The sequence below is a fragment of the Zoogloea sp. genome (assembly GCF_041908905.1).
In the GTDB taxonomy this organism is placed as follows: domain Bacteria; phylum Pseudomonadota; class Gammaproteobacteria; order Burkholderiales; family Rhodocyclaceae; genus Zoogloea.
Genome location: NZ_JAYREK010000045.1, coordinates 1 through 17,239, shown reverse-complemented (window position 1 = coordinate 17,239; position 17,239 = coordinate 1). Strand labels below are relative to the sequence as shown.

Annotated in this window: 16 protein-coding genes and 1 pseudogene; 12 read left to right on the top strand and 5 right to left on the bottom strand. The window is 68.3% G+C overall.

Features of this window, described 5'->3' with window-relative positions:
- Window positions 1-243 precede the first annotated feature (243 nt).
- From ACE3OU_RS16915 to ACE3OU_RS16860, 12 genes are read left to right on the top strand one after another with little or no spacing between them, the layout of a single operon-like run.
- Window positions 244-3,099 carry a FimV/HubP family polar landmark protein gene (locus ACE3OU_RS16915; protein WP_374242723.1) on the top strand — a complete coding sequence of 952 codons (2,856 nt, stop codon included), beginning with the start codon at window positions 244-246 and terminating at the stop codon, window positions 3,097-3,099.
- Between the two features lie 32 nt (window positions 3,100-3,131).
- Window positions 3,132-3,734 (top strand): CbiQ family ECF transporter T component, encoded by a 603-nt coding sequence (locus ACE3OU_RS16910; protein WP_374242722.1) that lies wholly within the window; start codon window positions 3,132-3,134, stop codon window positions 3,732-3,734.
- Window positions 3,731-4,525 (top strand): tRNA pseudouridine(38-40) synthase TruA, encoded by a 795-nt coding sequence (gene truA, locus ACE3OU_RS16905; protein WP_374242721.1) that lies wholly within the window; start codon window positions 3,731-3,733, stop codon window positions 4,523-4,525. The genes ACE3OU_RS16910 and truA overlap by 4 nt, the downstream gene beginning before the upstream one ends.
- 5 nt (window positions 4,526-4,530) lie before the next feature.
- On the top strand, window positions 4,531-5,157 hold the full coding sequence (locus tag ACE3OU_RS16900; protein ID WP_374242720.1) for a phosphoribosylanthranilate isomerase: 627 nt from the start codon (window positions 4,531-4,533) through the stop codon (window positions 5,155-5,157).
- Window positions 5,144-6,355 (top strand): tryptophan synthase subunit beta, encoded by a 1,212-nt coding sequence (gene trpB / locus ACE3OU_RS16895; RefSeq protein WP_374242719.1) that lies wholly within the window; start codon window positions 5,144-5,146, stop codon window positions 6,353-6,355. The genes ACE3OU_RS16900 and trpB overlap by 14 nt, the downstream gene beginning before the upstream one ends.
- A gap of 55 nt (window positions 6,356-6,410) precedes the next feature.
- Complete coding sequence (gene trpA / locus ACE3OU_RS16890) at window positions 6,411-7,235, top strand: tryptophan synthase subunit alpha (RefSeq protein ID WP_374242718.1); 825 nt, start codon at window positions 6,411-6,413, stop codon at window positions 7,233-7,235.
- On the top strand, window positions 7,232-8,110 hold the full coding sequence (accD, locus tag ACE3OU_RS16885) for an acetyl-CoA carboxylase, carboxyltransferase subunit beta (protein WP_374242717.1): 879 nt from the start codon (window positions 7,232-7,234) through the stop codon (window positions 8,108-8,110). The genes trpA and accD overlap by 4 nt, the downstream gene beginning before the upstream one ends.
- Window position 8,111: 1 nt before the next feature.
- Window positions 8,112-9,386, top strand: a complete 1,275-nt coding sequence (gene folC / locus ACE3OU_RS16880) for a bifunctional tetrahydrofolate synthase/dihydrofolate synthase (RefSeq protein WP_374242716.1) — start codon at window positions 8,112-8,114, stop codon at window positions 9,384-9,386.
- 14 nt (window positions 9,387-9,400) lie between these two features.
- Complete coding sequence (locus ACE3OU_RS16875; protein WP_374242715.1) at window positions 9,401-10,261, top strand: SPOR domain-containing protein; 861 nt, start codon at window positions 9,401-9,403, stop codon at window positions 10,259-10,261.
- A 13-nt stretch (window positions 10,262-10,274) separates the two neighbouring features.
- Window positions 10,275-10,766, top strand: a complete 492-nt coding sequence (locus ACE3OU_RS16870) for a CvpA family protein (protein WP_374242714.1) — start codon at window positions 10,275-10,277, stop codon at window positions 10,764-10,766.
- Window positions 10,767-10,776: 10 nt separating this feature from the next.
- Complete coding sequence (purF, locus tag ACE3OU_RS16865) at window positions 10,777-12,306, top strand: amidophosphoribosyltransferase (RefSeq protein WP_374242713.1); 1,530 nt, start codon at window positions 10,777-10,779, stop codon at window positions 12,304-12,306.
- Window positions 12,303-13,496 (top strand): O-succinylhomoserine sulfhydrylase, encoded by a 1,194-nt coding sequence (locus ACE3OU_RS16860; protein WP_374242712.1) that lies wholly within the window; start codon window positions 12,303-12,305, stop codon window positions 13,494-13,496. The genes purF and ACE3OU_RS16860 overlap by 4 nt, the downstream gene beginning before the upstream one ends.
- Window positions 13,497-13,545: 49 nt before the next feature.
- Here ACE3OU_RS16860 and ACE3OU_RS16855 read toward each other — a convergent pair whose 3' ends face one another.
- The 5 genes and pseudogenes from ACE3OU_RS16855 to ACE3OU_RS16835 all read right to left on the bottom strand — a co-directional run.
- Window positions 13,546-14,283, bottom strand: coding sequence for a UDP-2,3-diacylglucosamine diphosphatase (locus ACE3OU_RS16855; RefSeq protein ID WP_374242711.1), 738 nt, complete (start codon window positions 14,281-14,283; stop codon window positions 13,546-13,548).
- A gap of 26 nt (window positions 14,284-14,309) precedes the next feature.
- Entirely contained in the window at window positions 14,310-14,804 is a 495-nt protein-coding gene (locus ACE3OU_RS16850) for a peptidylprolyl isomerase (protein WP_374242710.1), read from the bottom strand.
- 47 nt (window positions 14,805-14,851) lie between these two features.
- Window positions 14,852-15,421, bottom strand: coding sequence for a peptidylprolyl isomerase (locus ACE3OU_RS16845; protein ID WP_374242709.1), 570 nt, complete (start codon window positions 15,419-15,421; stop codon window positions 14,852-14,854).
- Window positions 15,422-15,461: 40 nt separating this feature from the next.
- Window positions 15,462-16,658, bottom strand: a complete 1,197-nt coding sequence (locus ACE3OU_RS16840) for a L,D-transpeptidase family protein (RefSeq protein ID WP_374242708.1) — start codon at window positions 16,656-16,658, stop codon at window positions 15,462-15,464.
- A pseudogene (locus ACE3OU_RS16835) lies at window positions 16,658-17,239 on the bottom strand (DUF4440 domain-containing protein); the annotation flags it as partial. The gene ACE3OU_RS16840 and the pseudogene ACE3OU_RS16835, both read right to left, overlap by 1 nt.

Sequence of the window (17,239 nt, the reverse complement as noted above, 5' to 3'; positions counted from 1 at the left end):
GTCTTCGTGCATAGCTTGGGGACTCTGATGACGGCTTGAACTTGCCTCACCATATCCATGATGTTATGTTCATCGATAACTCGATTTCGATGATCAGCCTTCGTGCCTAAGAAACTTGTGAATAGCCGTCTAAAACGCACCCTGATCGCGGCGGCGGTCAGTGCCGTATCCCTCAGCGCCAGTGCGGCAGGTCTCGGTCGGATCACCGTCCTGAGCGGCCTGGGACAGCCTCTGCGTGCCGAGGTGGAAATCGCGGCGACCCCGGAAGAGCTCCAGAGCCTGACCGCCAGGCTCGCCTCCGCGGACGCCTTCCGTCAGGCGGGTGTCGATTATTCTCCAGCCGTCAGCGGCCTGCGCATGTCCGTCGAGCGGCGGGGCAACGGCGCGGTCGTCCGCGTCACCAGCGACAGGCCGATCAACGAGCCTTTCGTCGACATGCTGGTCGAGCTTAACTGGTCTTCCGGGCGTCTGATCCGCGAGTACACCTTCCTCCTCGATCCCCCCGACACCGGCGCCGGCCGAGCCGCCGCCGTCGTTGCAAGCCCGGAATCGCGTGGCTACGCCCGGGCTGCCGAGGCCGACCGGCGGGCCGCCGCGCCGCGCGCGCCCCGTCAGGCGGCGGCAGCCCCCGTGGCTGCAGGGGGGCGCACCTATCTGGTCAAGCCGGGCGACACCCTCAACCGGATCGCCCTCGAGAACCGTCCCGACGGCGTCTCCGTCGAGCAGATGCTGGCGGCCCTGTTCCAGGGCAACCGCTCGGCCTTCGACGCGGACAACGTCAATCGCCTGCAGGCAGGCAAGATCCTCCGCATTCCCGACGCCGAAGGCGTGCGCCAGATCACCGGCGAGGCACCTCGCCAGCAGGTCGTGGCCCATTCCTCCGATTTTGGCCGCTATCGCCAGAAGCTCGCCGAGCAGGCGGCGGCCGCCACGCCCAAGGAGGCGCCGGCCCGCCAGAGTGGTGGCGGCAAGATCAGCGCCAAGGTCGAGGACCGCGCGCCCGCCGCCGCCGGTTCCAGCGATCAGCTGAAGGTCTCCAAGAGCGAGGAGGGCGGGCGCGCCGGCGCCGCCGGTGGCGAGAAGTCCGTTGCGCGTCTGCAGGCCCTCGAAGAAGATCTCGTCTCCCGCGACAAGGCCCTCCGCGAAGCCAACACGCGCCTGGCGGAACTCGAAAAGAGCATCAAGGAACTGCAGCGTCTGGTCGAGCTCAAGAGCCAGGGCATGGCCCAGATGCAGGCGGATGCCCCCGGGCAACCCGCCGCGCCGGCCCAGCCCGCCGCGCCGGCCCAGCCCGCCGCGCCGGCACCGGTGCCGCCAGCCGTCGAGACGCCGCCCGCGGTCGCACCTGCCCCGGCGCCCGAGCCGGAGCAGCCCCCGCCCGCCAAGGAGCCGGAGCCGCCGATCGAACTCAAGCCCGCTCCGGCACCGGAACCCAAGCCGGTCGCGCAGCCTGCGCCGGCCGAGGTCCAGCCGGCCGCGGCGCCTTCCGAAGACACCACCCTGCTGCTCGGCGGCGGAGGCATCCTCGCGCTGCTGCTCGGTTGGGGCGCCTACAAGTTCTACCGCAGCCGCAATGGCCAGGGAGCGCCCACCACCACGCCGGCCCTGTCCGAATTCGGTGACGGTGCCAACTCCGTGTTCGGCGCGGCAGGCGGCCAGAGCGTCGATACCGGCAGCAGCAGCCAGATCCAGACCGATTTCAGCCAGTCCGGCCTGTCGTCCATCGATACCGACGAGGGGGTCGACCCGGTCGCCGAGGCCGATGTGTACATGGCCTATGGTCGTGACGCCCAGGCCGAGGAGATCCTCCTCGACGCCCTCAAGACCGACCCGGGCCGCACCGGCGTGCACCTCAAGCTGCTCGAGATCTACGCCCAGCGCAAGAACCTCAAGCAGTTCGAGACCACCGCCACCGAGCTCTACTCCCTGACCGGCGGCAATGGCCAGGATTGGGAGAAGGCCGCCGCGCTGGGCCGCAAGGTTGACCCGGACAGCCCCCTCTACCGTATTCCTGCCCCCGGCGTCGCCGCCGGCCCGAGCGCGATGCCGGCGGCGGTCGCCACCGTGGCCAAGGGCGCCGTCGACCAGGGGCCGCGCACGATCGCGGCGACCTCGATGCCGGAGACCGGTTTTGTCTCGGCCGGTGGCGGGCGCCGGGTCAGCACCGAACCCGATTTCATGGCGTCGGAGCCGGCGCCCTTCGGCAGTGCGCCGTTTGGCAACGAAGATCCGCTCGAATCGCCGTCCCAACTCAAGGACACCTGGGCGCTGCCCGGCGAACTCAACCAGTACGCCAGCCTCGAGGATATCGACCGGGCCCACGACGCCCAGGCGGCACCCGCCCCGAGCGCGCCGGTCCTCGACTTCGATCTCGACCTCAACGCCCCGAGCGACGACGGCACCACCGCCCGCACCGTCGCCCTGGGCGGCGGCAGCCCGTCGGCCAGCAGCGGCCTCGACTTCGATCTGGGCTTCGACCAGCACAGCCCCTCGTCCATGGGGGCGACGCTGGTGGCCGGCGAGGCCATGCCGCAGAACCTGCAGGCGACCTCCGCGCGTTCCCAGCATGTGTCCGACAACTTCACGCTGCCCGATCCGAACGAGCTCGATTTCGAGATCAGCTCCGAGTTCGGCGAGCGCACGGTGGATTCCCGCGACCAGACCGTCGACGTGGATCTGACCGCGACGCTGGCCGATGACGGCCTGCGGGAGCGGGTGGATTCCGCCACCGCCGATCTCGAACGGACCAGTTTCGACAGCAGCCTCCTCGACTTCGATTTCGAGCTCGACGAGAAGGCCGAGCCCAAGGCGCCGCCGCCGCGGCCGTCCTTCGCGACCTCGACCAACCTCAACGCCATCGATCTGGAGCTCAGCAAGACGATCGACACGGCCCTTGAGATGCCGGACGCCGGCCCGCCCACCGAGCCGCCCCTCGACATGGAGCTGCAGCAGGAAGTGGCGACCAAGCTCGAACTGGCCCGCGCCTACGAGGAGATGGGTGACAAGGAAGGTGCCCGGGAACTGGTCGAGGAAGTCCTGCGCGAAGGCGCCGGCCGGCAACTCGACGAGGCCCGCTCCATCCTGGCTCGCCTGTCCTGAGCGCGAGGGGCGATAGCGGATCCTCCCGTTCAGTGTTTACCAGTCTTCACCCGGCGACGCGCCTCGTCGGGTGGTTAGCGGTGATCGTTTTCATACAACTGGCCCGAGGCCCCATTCTGTGGGGTCTCGGGTTTGTCGTTGTGGCGCTGGGGCTCCTGCTTGCCCGGCGCCGTGGCCTGCGGCTGGTGCGGCGGGCGCGTTTCCTGCTGATCACCCTGGTCGTCCTGTTTGCCTTTTTCACGCCCGGCGAGGTGCTGGTCTCCGCCCTCGGGCACGCCAGCCCGACCCGCGAAGGCCTGGCGCTGGCGGCGAGCCATGGCACGCGCCTGCTCTCGGTGCTCGTCGTGGTGGCTCTTCTCCTTGAAACGATTGACGAAAGGACGCTGGTGTCCGGATTGATGAGCCTTGCCGCGCCGCTGGGCGTGTTGGGTTTTCCCGTCGAGCGCCTCGCGCTGCGGATGTTGCTGGTGATGGCCTATGTGGAGCGGCCGCCGGAGGGGGGCTGGAGGGCGCTGCTTGACGAGGCGGCACCTTCCGCCGTCGGCTTGCGGGTGCGCCGGCAGCCGCTGGCCATGCGCGACCGGTTCCTCATCGGCGCCGTTGTGGCCCTGCTTGTCGCGGGTGCCCTGGCATGAGGATCGCGATCGGTATCGAGTACGCAGGCAACGCCTTCGAGGGCTGGCAGACCCAGCCCCACGGGCGCACCGTGCAGGACGCCCTGGAGAATGCCCTCGCGCAGATCGCCCAGGCCCAGGTCAAGCTCGTGTGCGCCGGGCGCACCGACACGGGGGTCCATGCCAGCATGCAGGTGGCCCATTTCGACACCACCGCCCGCCGGCCCCTCGAGGCCTGGGTGCGTGGCGTCAACAGCCATCTGCCCGATAGCGTCAGTGTGCTGTGGGCAGTCGAGGTGGGTGATGACTTCCATGCCCGCTTCAGCGCCGAGGCCCGCCGCTACCGCTACGTGCTCATCAATCGGCGGGTGCGTCCGGGCCTCGCCTGCGGCCGGGTCGGCTGGACCCACGGCGAGCTCGACGAGGGGGTGATGGCCGAGGCCGCCGCCTGCCTGGTCGGCGAGCACGATTTCACCTCCTTTCGGGCGGCCGAGTGCCAGGCCAGGTCGCCGGTGCGCCTGATGCATTCGGTGTCGGTTCAGCGGCGTGGCGATGTCGTGCTGTTCGACTTCCACGCCAACGCCTTTCTCCACCACATGATCCGCAATCTGGTCGGATCGCTGGTGTTCGTGGGGAAGGGGCGGAGACCGGTGGGCTGGATGGCGGAGCTGCTGGCCGCGCGCAACCGCAGCCTCGCGGCGCCGACTTTCGCGCCGGACGGTCTCTACCTGTGCGGCGTCGATTATCCGCCCCAGTGGCCGCTGCCCGGTGGGGGGCGTATCATCGCGCCTCCCCAACTCCTGCTGCCGTGAGCCCCGTGCATCATCGTACCCGTATCAAGATCTGCGGCCTGACCCGCGAGGAGGATGTGCTCGCCGCCGTCGCAGCCGGCGCCGACGCGATCGGTTTCGTGTTCTATCCGCCCAGCCCACGCTTCGTGAGCTTCGAGCGGGCGGCCGAGCTGGCGCGCCTCGTTCCACCCTTCGTGAGCAGCGTGGGGCTGTTCGTGAACCCCGACCGGGCGTTCGTCCGCGAGGCGCTTGACAAGGTGCCCCTGCAGGTTCTGCAGTTTCATGGCGACGAGCAGGAAACTGATTGCCTCGGACACGGTCTGCCCTACATCAAGGCGGCGCGGATGCGCCCGGGGCTCGATCTGTTAAAATACGCGGCTCTTTTTCCGGGTGCCCAGGGTTTGCTGGTGGATGCCTTCGTGGAAGGCTACGGAGGCGGTGGCGAAACCTTCGATTGGTCGCTCATCCCCGATCAATTGCCTCTGCCCCTGATCCTCTCCGGCGGGCTCAACGCCGGGAACGTCGCCGAGGCCGTCCGGCACGTCCGGCCCTGGGCTGTGGACGTGTCGAGTGGAGTGGAACGGGCCAAGGGCATCAAGGATGCCGCCCGAATCATCGATTTTGTTGCCGGAGTTCAACATGCACATGGCTGATGCCCCCTACGATCTTCCCGATGCGCGCGGCCACTTCGGCCCCTACGGCGGCATCTTCGTCGCCGAGACGCTGATCCCGGCGCTCACCGAACTTCGCCAGGCCTATGAAGAGGCCCAGCGCGACCCGGCCTTCGTCGCCGAGTTCGAGTACGAGCTCAAGCACTACGTCGGCCGCCCGAGCCCGATCTACCACGCCAAGCGCTGGTCGGAGCTGCTCGGCGGCGCCCAGATCTACCTGAAGCGCGAGGATCTCAACCACACCGGCGCCCACAAGGTTAACAACTGTATCGGTCAGGCCATGCTCGCCCGCCGGATGGGCAAGCCGCGCGTGATCGCCGAAACCGGCGCCGGCCAGCACGGCGTCGCGACGGCCACCGTGGCGGCCCGTTACGGCATGGAGTGCGTGGTTTACATGGGCTCCGAAGACGTGCGCCGCCAGGCCGCCAACGTCTATCGCATGAAGCTCCTCGGCGCCACCGTGGTGCCGGTCGAGAGCGGCTCCAAGACCCTCAAGGACGCCCTCAACGAGGCCATGCGGGACTGGGTCACCAACATCCACGACACCTTCTACATCATCGGCACCGTGGCCGGCCCCCATCCCTACCCGATGATGGTCCGCGACTTCCAGACCGTGATCGGCAAGGAGTGCATCGAGCAGATGCCCGACATGGTCGGGCGCCAGCCCGACTACGTGATCGCCTGCGTCGGCGGCGGCTCCAACGCGATGGGGATCTTCCACCCTTACATCGAGCACGCCGATGTGCGCCTCGTCGGCGTCGAAGCGGCCGGTAGCGGCATCGACACCGGCATGCATGCCGCGTCCCTGTCGGCCGGCCGGCCGGGCGTGCTGCACGGCAACCGCACCTACCTGCTGCAGAACGAGGACGGCCAGATCATCGAGACCCATTCGATCTCCGCCGGTCTCGACTACCCGGGCGTCGGCCCCGAGCATGCCTGGCTGAAGGACATCGAGCGCGCCGAATACGTCGGCGTCACCGACTCGGAGGCGCTCCAGGCCTTCCACGATCTGTGCCGTTTCGAGGGCATCATCCCGGCCCTGGAGTCGTCCCACGCGCTGGCCTACGCCGCCAAGCTGGCTCCCACCCTGTCGAAGGACAAGGTGCTGCTGGTCAACCTCTCCGGCCGCGGCGACAAGGATATGCACACCGTCGCCGAAAAGTCCGGCATCCAGTTCTGATCCTCACGGCCCCGCCCGGTCACCCGGCGGGGCCGTTGACCACCGATATCCGTCCATGTCCAGAATCCAACACACTTTCGCGCGGCTCGCCGCTGAAGGGCGCAAGGCGCTGATTCCCTTCATCACCGCCGGCGACCCCGCCCCCGAGCTGACGCTGCCGCTGATGCAGGCCCTGGTGGCCGGCGGTGCCGACATCATCGAACTCGGCGTTCCCTTCTCCGATCCGATGGCCGACGGCCCGACCATCCAGCGCGCCTCCGAGCGGGCCATCGCCGCCGGCATGAGCATGCGCAAGGTCCTCGACATCGTGCGCAGCTTCCGTGCGACGGGCGACGAGACCCCGGTGGTGCTGATGGGCTACGCCAACCCGATCGAGGCGATGGGCGTTGAGCCCTTCACCTGCGCGGCGGCCGACGCCGGCGTCGACGGGGTGCTGGTGGTCGACTACCCGCCCGAGGAGTGCCACCAGTTTGCCGCCAGCTGCAAGGCGGCCGGGCTCGATCCGGTCTTCCTGCTGGCTCCCACCTCCACCGAGCAGCGTTTTGCCGACGTCGCCGTGGCCGGCAGCGGCTACATCTACTACGTGTCGCTGAAGGGCGTCACCGGCTCCGCCACCCTCGACCTCGATGAAGTGGCGCGGCGCATCCCGGCCATCCGCGAGAAGGTCGGCATGCCGGTGGGCGTCGGCTTCGGCATCCGTGACGCGGCCACCGCCGCGCGCATCGCCAGCCTCGCCGACGCGGTGGTGATCGGCAGCCGCATCATCGAAGAGATCGAACAGAGTGGTCGTGACGAGGCCCCGGCCCGCGTCACCGCATTCATCCGGGGCGTGCGCGAGGCCATGGATGCCGCCTGCGCCCGGCAGGGAGGTGCCCAATGAGCTGGCTCAAGAAACTCCTGCCGCCGAAGATCAAGCGCGACACGCCCTCCGGCCGCAACAAGGCGATCCCCGAGGGCCTGTGGAGCAAGTGCCCGGCCTGCGAGGCCGTGCTGTACCGCTCCGACCTGGAGAGCAACCTCAACGTCTGCCCCAAGTGTGGCCATCATCAGCGTATCCGGGCGCGTCAGCGCATCGACCTGCTGCTCGATCCCGAGGGCCGCTTCGAGATCGGCGCCGAGGTGGTGCCGGTCGATCCGCTCAAGTTCAAGGATTCCAAGCGTTATCCCGACCGTCTCGCGGCGGCCAACGAGGACACCGGCGAGGCCGACGCGCTGCTCGTCGTGCAGGGCGCGATCAAGACCGTGCCGGTGGTCGTGGCCTGCTTCGAGTTCGAGTTTCTCGGCGGCTCGATGGGCTCGGTGGTGGGCGAGCGTTTCGTGCGGGGCGTGAAGGCCGCGCTGGAGCAGCGGCTGCCCTTCATCTGCGTGACGGCCACCGGCGGCGCGCGGATGCAGGAGGGCCTGTTCTCGCTGATGCAGATGGCCAAGACCACCGCGGCGATCACCCAGCTGGCCGAGCGCAAGCTGCCCTTCATCACCCTGCTCACCGATCCGACCATGGGCGGCGTGTCCGCCAGCTTCGCCTTCATGGGCGATCTGGTGATCGGCGAGCCGGGCGCGCTGATCGGCTTCGCCGGCCCCCGCGTGATCGAGCAGACCGTACGCGAGACCCTGCCGGCGGGCTTCCAGCGTTCCGAGTTCCTGCTCGAGAAGGGGGCCCTCGACCTCATCATCGATCGCCGCGAGCTGCGCGATCGTCTCGCCGAACTCCTCACCCTGCTGACCCGGCAGGCCTCCGTCCGCAGCGTTGCCTGACATGCAGCTTCCCGAATCCCTAGAGGGCTGGCTCGGCCTCCTCGAGGCGCGCCATGGGCAGTCCATCCAGCTCGGTCTCGACCGGGTGCGCGCCGTCCGTGATGCGCTCGACCTGCCCCAGACCTGCCCGGTCTTCACCATCGGCGGCACCAACGGCAAGGGCTCCACCTGCGCCCTGCTCGAGGCAGTGCTGCTGGCCGCCGGCTACCGGGTCGGCCTGTACACCTCGCCGCACCTGCTCAAGTACAACGAGCGCGTCCGCATCGACGGGCGCGATGCCTCCGACGAGGCCCTCGTCGCGGCCTTCGCCGAGGTCGAGCGGGCGCGGGGCGAGATCCCGCTCACCTACTTCGAGCACGGCACGCTGGCCGCCTGGGTGGCCTTCTGCCGCGCCGGGCTGGATGCGATCATCCTCGAGGTGGGGCTGGGCGGGCGTCTCGACGCCGTCAATGTGTTCGAGCCCGATTGCGCCATCGTCACCAGCGTGGCGATGGACCACATGGATTACCTCGGCGACACCCGCGAGGCGATCGGCTTCGAGAAGGCCGGTATCTTCCGCGCCGGCCGTCCGGCGATCTGCAGCGACCCGATGCCGCCGGCCTCCCTGGTTGCCCACGCGGAAGCCATCGGCGCCCGCCTGTGGGTCACCGGCCGCGACTTCGGCTTCGCCGGCGACCAGAACCAGTGGGCCTTCTGGCTGGCCGGCGGCAGCCGGCGCGGCGGGCTGGCCTATCCGGCGCTGCGCGGCACCAACCAGCTGCTCAACGCGTCGGCGGTGATGGCCGCCTGCGAGGCCGTGCGCGAGATCCTGCCGGTGCCCATGCAGGCGATCCGCCAGGGTTTCATGCTGGTGGAGCTGCCCGGCCGTTTCCAGGTCCTGCCGGGGCGGCCGGCGGTGGTCCTCGATGTCGCCCACAACCCCCAGGCGGCCGGCGTGCTCAACGAAAATCTGGCCAGCATGGGTTATTTTCCCGAAACCTGGGCCGTGCTCGGCATGCTGGGGGACAAGGATGTGGCCGGCGTCGTCCGCCTGCTGCGCGACCGGGTCGACCACTGGCTGCTCGCCAGCCTGCCCGGCCCGCGGGGCCTGAGCGCCGCCCGCCTGGCGGAAATCCTCCGGGAGGTCGGGGTGAGTGGCGACGTGCGCGAGCACGATTCGCCGCAGGCTGCGTACCAGGTCGCACGTGAAGGGGCGGCCGAGGGTGATAGAATCGTAATCTTTGGTTCCTTCCTGACCGTCGCCGACGTGCTCGCGGTGGTGAAGGCGCCGCAATAGGTATTGCAGCAAGAATGGCGGACAACGATTCCCAGATCGACCTGAAGAAGCGTGCGCGCAGGCGCCTGGTGGGTTCCGCCGCGCTGGCTCTGGCCGCGGCCATCGTGTTGCCGATGGTCATGGACCACGAGCCGAGGCCGCCTTCCCAGGATGTGCAGATCCGCATCCCGAGCCAGGAAGGCAGCAACTTCACGTCCCGTGTCATCAACGGCAAGGCTCCCGCGCCGGCTCAGCCCCTGGCGGCCGCGCCGGTGGACGACAGCACCGCGCCCGAGGTGGACGACGGCGCCCGTGCCCGGCTCGGCCCCGAGCCCGGCAGCCCGGTCTTCAAGCCCGGCGAGGAGCTGATTCCCCCCTCCAGGAAGGGCGAGCCGGCCAAGGCCGACATCGCCAGGCCCGACGCCCGCAAGCCCGAACCGAAACCCGAGCCCAAGCCCGACCCCAAGCTCAAGGAAAAGGAGCGGGAGAAGGAGAAGGCGCGGGAACAGGAGAAGGAACGGGAAAAGGAACGCGAGAAGCAGCGCGAACGCGACAAGGAACGGGAGCGCGAAAAGGCCAAGGCCGACGCGGAGCGCGAGAAAGCCCGCGCCGAGGCCGAACGCGCGAAGGCCTTGCTTGCCGGCGCCAGCCCCAAGGAAGAGGCCGGCGCCACCAAGCCCCATGTGGTGGGCCTCGGCGCCTACCGTGAAGAGGGCAACGTGGCGATTCTGCGGGCCAAGCTGAAGGCTGAAGGCTATCCCTCATACACCGAGAAGCTCGGTGACAAGATCCGGGTCCGTGCGGGCCCCTTCCCGAACAAGGCGGCGGCCGACAAGGCGGCGGCACGCATCCAGAAGGTGCTCGGCGTATCCGCGTCCGTGGCGGCCAAGCCCTGACCAGCGTGATCCCTTGAACGGATTCGATTACGCGCTGCTGGCCCTGACCGGGTTGTCCGCCCTGCTGGGTTTCTGGCGCGGCCTGGTGTCGGAGATCGTCGCACTGGGTGCCTGGGTACTGGCATTCGTGACGGCCAAGTCCTTCGTGCCCGAGCTGCAGCCCTACGCCGCGGCGTGGGTCAAGGAGCCATTGCTGCAGGGGCCGGCCACGTTCTTTGCGATTTTCGTATGTGTCCTCGTCGTGGTGGCGCTTGTGCGCTGGCTCCTCGGCCTGCTGGTGCAGGCGGCCGGGCTGGGGCTGGCCGATCGCTTCCTCGGGGCCTGTTTCGGTACCCTGCGGGGTGCCCTCATTGTTTTTGCAGTGGCGTTGCTCGTCGGAATCGGCGGCTTCGCCAAGGAAGCCTGGTGGCGGGAGGCCAGCCTGTCGGCGCCCCTCGAGACCGCCGTGATGGCTTCAAGACCCTGGCTCCCCGAGCCGTTGGCAACAAGACTTCGATACCGATAGGTGGTTTGAAATGTGTGGGATTCTGGGCGTAGTAGCGACAACACCCGTCAATCAGCTTCTTTATGATGGCCTGCAGGTGCTCCAGCACCGGGGGCAGGATGCCGCGGGCATCGCGACGGCCGAAGGTGGGCGTTTTCACATGCACAAGGCGTCCGGCCTCGTGCGCGATGTGTTCCGCACCCGCAACATGCGTGACCTGCCGGGCACCTGGGGCATCGCCCACGTGCGCTACCCGACGGCGGGCTCCGCGTCGGCAGCCGAGGAGGCCCAGCCCTTCTACGTGAATTCGCCGTTCGGCCTGATGCTGGCCCACAATGGCAACCTCACCAACTCGGAAGAGCTGAAGCGCGAGATGTTCCTGTCGGATCTCCGGCACATCAACACCAACTCCGACTCCGAGGTGCTGCTCAACGTGCTGGCCCATGAGCTGCAGGCCGCCGCCAAGAGCTTCCGCCTCGACGAGGAGACGGTGTTCACCGCCGTGTCGGGCGTGCACCGCCGCTGCCGCGGAGCCTACGCGACGGTCGTGATGATCTCCGGCACCGGCCTGCTGGCCTTCCGCGATCCCTACGGCATCCGCCCGCTGGTGATCGGCCGCAACGACACGCCGAAGGGTACCGAGTGGATGGTGGCCTCCGAGAGCGTCGCCCTCGACGTGCTCGGCTTCAAGCTGGTGCGCGACGTGGCTCCGGGCGAGGCGATCCTGATCGACACCGAAGGCCGCTTCCACAGCCGCCAGTGCGCCACCCAGACAACCCACGCGCCGTGCATGTTCGAGTTCGTCTACCTGGCCCGCCCGGATTCGCTGATCGACGGCATCTCGGTGTACGACGCCCGTATCAAGATGGGCGAATTCCTGGCCCGCAAGCTGCGCGCGACGATGCCGCACCTCAAGATCGATGTGGTCATCCCGATTCCCGATTCCAGCCGGCCGTCGGCGATGGAGATGGCCCACCATCTCAACGTGCCGTACCGCGAAGGCTTCGTGAAGAACCGCTACATCGGCCGTACCTTCATCATGCCGGGCCAGGCGATCCGCAAGAAGTCGGTGCGCCAGAAGCTCAACACGATCCACCAGGAGTTCAAGGGCAAGGCCGTGCTGCTGGTCGATGACTCCATTGTCCGCGGCACCACCAGCCGCGAGATCGTGCAGATGGCCCGCGACGCCGGCGCGACCAAGGTCTACATGGCCTCGGCGGCGCCCCCGGTGCGTTTCGCCAACGTCTACGGCATCGACATGCCGACCAAGGGCGAGCTCATCGCCAGCGACCGCACCGAGGAGCAGATCTGCGCCGAGATCGGCGCCGATGCGCTGATCTACCAGGATCTCGACGATCTGAAGGCGGCCGTGAAGGCCCTCAACCCGGCGATCTCGGTGTTCGAGACCTCCTGCTTCGACGGTTGCTACGTGACCGGCGACGTGACCCCCGAGTACCTCTCCGGCGTCGAGAATCAGCGCAACGATGCGGCCGCCAAGCCGGCGGGCGAGGAGGGGCGCGGCCAGATGGACCTGAACCTCACTTCCCGGAGCGATACGTGAGCAGCAACCCGACGGACGATCTGGCGATCGACACGCTGGCCGTGCGGGCCGGCATCGAGCGCAGCCAGTTCAACGAACATTCCGAGGCGCTCTACCTGACCTCCAGCTTCGTCTTCGGCAGCGCGGCCGAGGCGGCGGCGCGCTTTTCCGGCGAGGTCGAGGGCAACGTGTATGCCCGCTTCACCAACCCGACGGTCACTGCCATGCAGCAGCGGCTGGCGGCCCTCGAGGGCGCCGAGGCCTGCGTGGCCACGGCCTCCGGCATGGCGGCGATCCTGTCCACGGTGATGGCGCTGCTTTCGGCCGGCGATCACGTGGTGGTGTCCCGCGGCGTGTTCGGCGCCACCCAGCAGCTGTTCGGTAACATCCTGTCGCGCTTCGGCATCGAGAGCAGCTTCGTGCCGGCCACCGATCTGGCCGCCTACAAGGCCGCGGTCACGCCGAAGACCAAGCTGTTCTTCGTCGAGTCGCCCTCCAACCCGCTCACCGAGCTGGTGGACATCGCCGCGGTGGCGGCCATCGCCCACGAGGCGGGGGCCGTGCTGGCGGTGGACAACTGCTTCTGCTCGCCGGCGTTGCAGCAGCCCCTCAAGCTGGGTGCCGACCTGGTGATCCACTCGGCCACCAAGTACCTGGATGGCCAGGGCCGGGTGCTTGGCGGCGCGGTGTGCGGCAGCAAGGCGCTGGTCGACGAGGTGCTGAAGTTCCTGCGCACGGCGGGGCCGTCGATTTCGCCCTTCAACGCCTGGGTCATCCTGAAGGGCCTCGAGACCCTCAAGATCCGCATGGACGCCCAGTCGGCGGCGGCCCTGGAGCTGGCCCGCTGGCTGGAGGCCCAGCCGCAGGTGGCGCGGGTGCACTATCCCGGTCTGCCGTCCCATCCCCAGCACGAGCTGGCCAAGCGCCAGCAGCGCAGCGGCGGGGCGATCGTCAGCTTCGAGGTCAAGGGGGGCCGGCCGGAAGCCTGGAAGGTTGTCGATGCGACCCGCGTCGTGTCGATCACCGCCAATCTGGGCGATACCAAGACGACCCTGACCCACCCGGCGTCCACTACCCACGGTCGCATTTCGCCGGAAGCCCGCGAGGCTGCGGGCATTCGCGAGAGCCTGCTGCGTGTGGCGGTGGGGCTGGAGTCGGTGGATGACCTGAAGGCCGATCTGGCCCGCGGGCTGGCGCTGATCGACGCCTGATCGGAGTCGTCAGGGTGGACAAAAAACGGCGCCCGATCGGCGCCGTTTTTCATTTGAGGGGCTGGCGTTGCAGCGTGCCCCCGGACCACACCAGCACTTCGCCGCTGGCGGCGCCGTTTTCTTCGCGCCAGTCGGCGAGCACCCAGCGCTCGCAGGGCTGGCCGTCCACCGCGAGCCGATGTTCGGCCGGGCGGTGGGTGTGGCCGTGGATCAGGGGGGCAAAACCGTGCTCGCGAAACAGCGCGGCCACGGCGTCTGTGTTGACGTCCATGATGGCGGCGGCCTTTTCGGACTTGGCCTCTTCGCTCTTCATGCGCACGCCGGCGATGATCTGCTTGCGTACGGCCAGCGGCTGGCCGAGGAACTGCGTCTGCCAGGCCGGGTTGCGCACCTGGTTGCGGAAGGCCTGATAGGCGACGTCGTCGGTGCACAGGCTGTCGCCATGGCACAGCACGAAGGCCTGGTCTCCCAGTTCGATGCGTGCGGGTTCGGCCAGGATCTGCAGCCCGGCGCGGCGGGCGAAGTCGGTGCCGATGAGGAAGTCCCGGTTGCCGGGCATGAAGAGCACCTGGCAGCCCTTCCCGGCAGTGTCGGCGAGCAGATTTGCCACGTGGGTGTTCAGCGGGTCGTCGAGATCGTCGTCGCCGGCCCAGTATTCGAAGAGATCGCCCAGGATGTAAAGCCTAGCGGCGGCCCGGGCCGGGCCGGCGAGATAGCGCTCGAAGACTGCGGTGAGCGCAGGGCGATCGGCGCAGAGGTGCAGATCGGAAATGAAATGGACTTGCATGCGCTCTTCGCCCCCGGTCAGCCGTATCAGACGACTTCAGCGCGCTGGATGACCACGTCTTCCTTCGGCACGTCCTGGTGGAAGCCGCTGGAGCCGGTCTTGACGCCCTTGATCGCGTTGACCACGTCCATGCCTTCGGTCACGCGGCCGAACACGCAGTAGCCCCAGCCCTGGATGTTCTCGGCCTTGAAGTTGAGGAAGTCGTTGTCGGCCACGTTGATGAAGAACTGGGCGGTGGCGGAGTGCGGGTCCTGGGTGCGGGCCATCGCGATGGTGCCGGCTTCGTTCTTGAGGCCGTTGTTGGCTTCGTTCTTGACCGGCGCCTGGGTTGCCTTCTGCTTCATGCCCGGCTCGAAGCCGCCGCCCTGGATCATGAAGCCGTTGATCACGCGGTGGAAGATGGTGTTGTCGTAGTGGCCGGCTTCCACGTAGGCGAGGAAGTTCTTGACGGTTTCGGGGGCCTTTTCGGCGTCCAGTTCGATGACGATGTCGCCGTGGTTGGTGGTGAGTTTGACAGCCATGGAGTGCTCCTGTGGGAAATGGGGTGGGGACGCGGCGTGGCCGCGGATTATTTGCCGCCCTTTTCGGGCAACTGGCGGGCGGACTGGATGACGATGGGCGTGGCCGGCACGTTCTGGTGGAAGCCGCGGGTGGTGGTGGGCTCCTTGCCGATCTTGCGCACCACGTCCATTCCTTCGGCGACCTTGCCGAACACCGCGTAGCCGGCGCCGTCGGGGGACGGGTAGTTGAGGGCGCGGTTGTTCTCGAGGTTGATGAAGAACTGGGCGGTGGCGGAGTTCGGGTCCTGGGTGCGGGCCATCGCGATGGTGCCGGCGTCGTTCCGGAGGCCGTTGCGGGCTTCGTTCTCGATGGGCGGGCGGGTGGTTTTTTCTTCCATGCGGGCGTTCATGCCACCGCCCTGGATCATGAAGCCGTCGATGACCCGGTGGAAGATCAGGCCGTCGTAGAAGCCGGACTTCACGTATTCGAGAAAATTCGCCACGGTCTTGGGCGCCTTCTCGGGGTAGAGCTCGAGGACGATGGGGCCAGCGCTGGTCTTGAGCTCGACCAGCGGGTTGGCGGCGGCGGCGATCAACGCCTGGGAGGCGAGCGCGAGGGCGACGAAGAGCTTCTTCATGACGTTCCGGAGGGGAGTGGGTGAAGGGGGAGGAGGGGGCTCAGGCGAAGCCTTCGTAGACGATCTTCCAGCGTCCGCCTTCCTTTTGCCAGTACTGGCGCTTCTTGAGGACGTTGGAGAGGTTGTTGCTCCGGTAATCCTGCTCGAAGGTCACGACGACGAGGTCTTCCTTGCCCGGGTTGCGGAACACGCTGAGCTTGCCCAGCTCGACCTTGATCCAGCTCTTGCCGGCATTGACCAGGCGCTTTTGCTCGGCCCAGCGCTCGAAGCCGCCGTCGCTGTTGCGGAAGTTCTTCGAGTAGTGGGCGAGGTAGCGGCCCACGTCCCGGCTTTCCCAGTCCTTGCGCCAGGCTTCGATCTGGCGGTTGAGGGCGGTGCGCTCGGCGGCCCAGTCGTCGAGGCTGAGCCATTCGACGGTGTTGCTGATGATGACTGGCGTGAGGCCGATCTGCAGGTAGCCGGAGAGGGCGTCGAGGTCGCTGTTGGTGAGCACGACGCAGCCGTCGGAGGCCTTGGGCGGGCGCGAGTAGGTGTCGCTGGGGGTGCCGTGCAGCCAGATGCCGTGGCCGTCGCGGCCCTGCTGGCGGTCCCACTCGTTGGGGTAGTTGATGGGGAAGGCGCCGTTGCCGTAGAAGTCGGACAGCTTCTGGCGCGGCAGGTTGGCTGTCACGTGGTAGACGCCGATCGGGGTGCGCTTGTCGCCCTCGCGGCTCTTCTCGGCGCCGAGCTTGCCGTGGCTGATGTAGTAGTCGGCGACGAAGCGCGGGCGGCCGTTGTCGTTCTGGTAGATGTAGAGCCGCGCCTTCTGGGTGTCGACGACGATGGCGTATTTCTGCTCCGGCTCCATCTGAAGCAGGTAGCGCGGCACGTAGTTGGTGGGCGGCCGGTTGCGGTAGGCCTTGAGGCGGGCGACGGCCTCTTCGCGCAGGTCGGAGAGCCGGTCGGCCGGGGCGTCGGGCGTGCCGCCGAAGGCTGGCAGCGGGCGGCTGCGGGCGAGCAGCAGGTCACCCTTGATGAGGTGGGCGAGCCGGAAGTTGGGGTAACGCGCGATGAGCGCGTCGACCTTGTCGAGGGCGTCGGACAGCCGGCTGCGCTCGATGTCCTTGAAGACGGCGCCGAGCGCGGCATCCGGATCGCCGCTTGCCGGCGCCGCGCCGCCAGCCCCCGAGGCGACGAGGGGCAGGCACGCCAGCAGCGCAACCAGCCCGTTGCGCATCGATTTAACCAGCCGGCTCATCAACCGCCGACCCGCTCCTGCACGATGACCCATTTTCCGTCCTGCAACATGAGGTTGAGTGTCTTGTTGGAGGAGGTGGACAAGTTTGCCGAGCGATAGTGCTGACGAAGTTTGACGGTGGCACGGTCGCCGCTGACGCTCACGACCTTCAGGTTCTCGAGGTTGACCTCGATGTCGCCGGGCTTGGTGAGGCGCTGGTTGCGTTCTTCTTCCCAGGCCTTGCGGCTGAGGCCCTTGGGCGGCTCGAAGTCGCGACCGTAGTGGGAGAGGTAGCCCTTCACGTCCTTGCGCGACCAGGCGCCGGCCCAGTTCTGGACCGCCTTGCTGATGGCGGCGGCCTGGACGCCGGCGTCGTCCTTGGCCTTGGCGGCGGTCTTCGGGTCTTCCTTGACGGGAACCGCGGGGGCGGCCGCGACCGCCGGAGCGGGCTTTGCGGCCGGCGGCGGCGCCGGGACCGGGGCCGCCGGCTTGGCGGCGGGCGGCGCGACCGCAACCACCGGCGCGGGCGCCGGTACGGGCTTGGCGGCGGCTACGGGCGCCGGCGCGACGGCCGGCGGCGGAGCGACCGGCTTGGCCGGAGC

What these genes read in the sequence shown, in the direction of transcription:
- truA (WP_374242721.1), top strand. Translation starts at nt 3,731, where the DNA reads ATGAGGATCGCGATCGGTATCGAGTACGCAGGCAACGCCTTCGAGGGC.
- trpB (WP_374242719.1), top strand. Translation starts at nt 5,144, where the DNA reads ATGCACATGGCTGATGCCCCCTACGATCTTCCCGATGCGCGCGGCCAC.
- trpA (WP_374242718.1), top strand. Translation starts at nt 6,411, where the DNA reads ATGTCCAGAATCCAACACACTTTCGCGCGGCTCGCCGCTGAAGGGCGC.
- accD (WP_374242717.1), top strand. Translation starts at nt 7,232, where the DNA reads ATGAGCTGGCTCAAGAAACTCCTGCCGCCGAAGATCAAGCGCGACACG.
- folC (WP_374242716.1), top strand. Translation starts at nt 8,112, where the DNA reads ATGCAGCTTCCCGAATCCCTAGAGGGCTGGCTCGGCCTCCTCGAGGCG.
- ACE3OU_RS16875 (WP_374242715.1), top strand. Translation starts at nt 9,401, where the DNA reads ATGGCGGACAACGATTCCCAGATCGACCTGAAGAAGCGTGCGCGCAGG.
- purF (WP_374242713.1), top strand. Translation starts at nt 10,777, where the DNA reads ATGTGTGGGATTCTGGGCGTAGTAGCGACAACACCCGTCAATCAGCTT.
- ACE3OU_RS16855 (WP_374242711.1), bottom strand. Translation starts at nt 14,283, where the DNA reads ATGCAAGTCCATTTCATTTCCGATCTGCACCTCTGCGCCGATCGCCCT.
- ACE3OU_RS16850 (WP_374242710.1), bottom strand. Translation starts at nt 14,804, where the DNA reads ATGGCTGTCAAACTCACCACCAACCACGGCGACATCGTCATCGAACTG.
- ACE3OU_RS16845 (WP_374242709.1), bottom strand. Translation starts at nt 15,421, where the DNA reads ATGAAGAAGCTCTTCGTCGCCCTCGCGCTCGCCTCCCAGGCGTTGATC.
- ACE3OU_RS16840 (WP_374242708.1), bottom strand. Translation starts at nt 16,658, where the DNA reads ATGAGCCGGCTGGTTAAATCGATGCGCAACGGGCTGGTTGCGCTGCTG.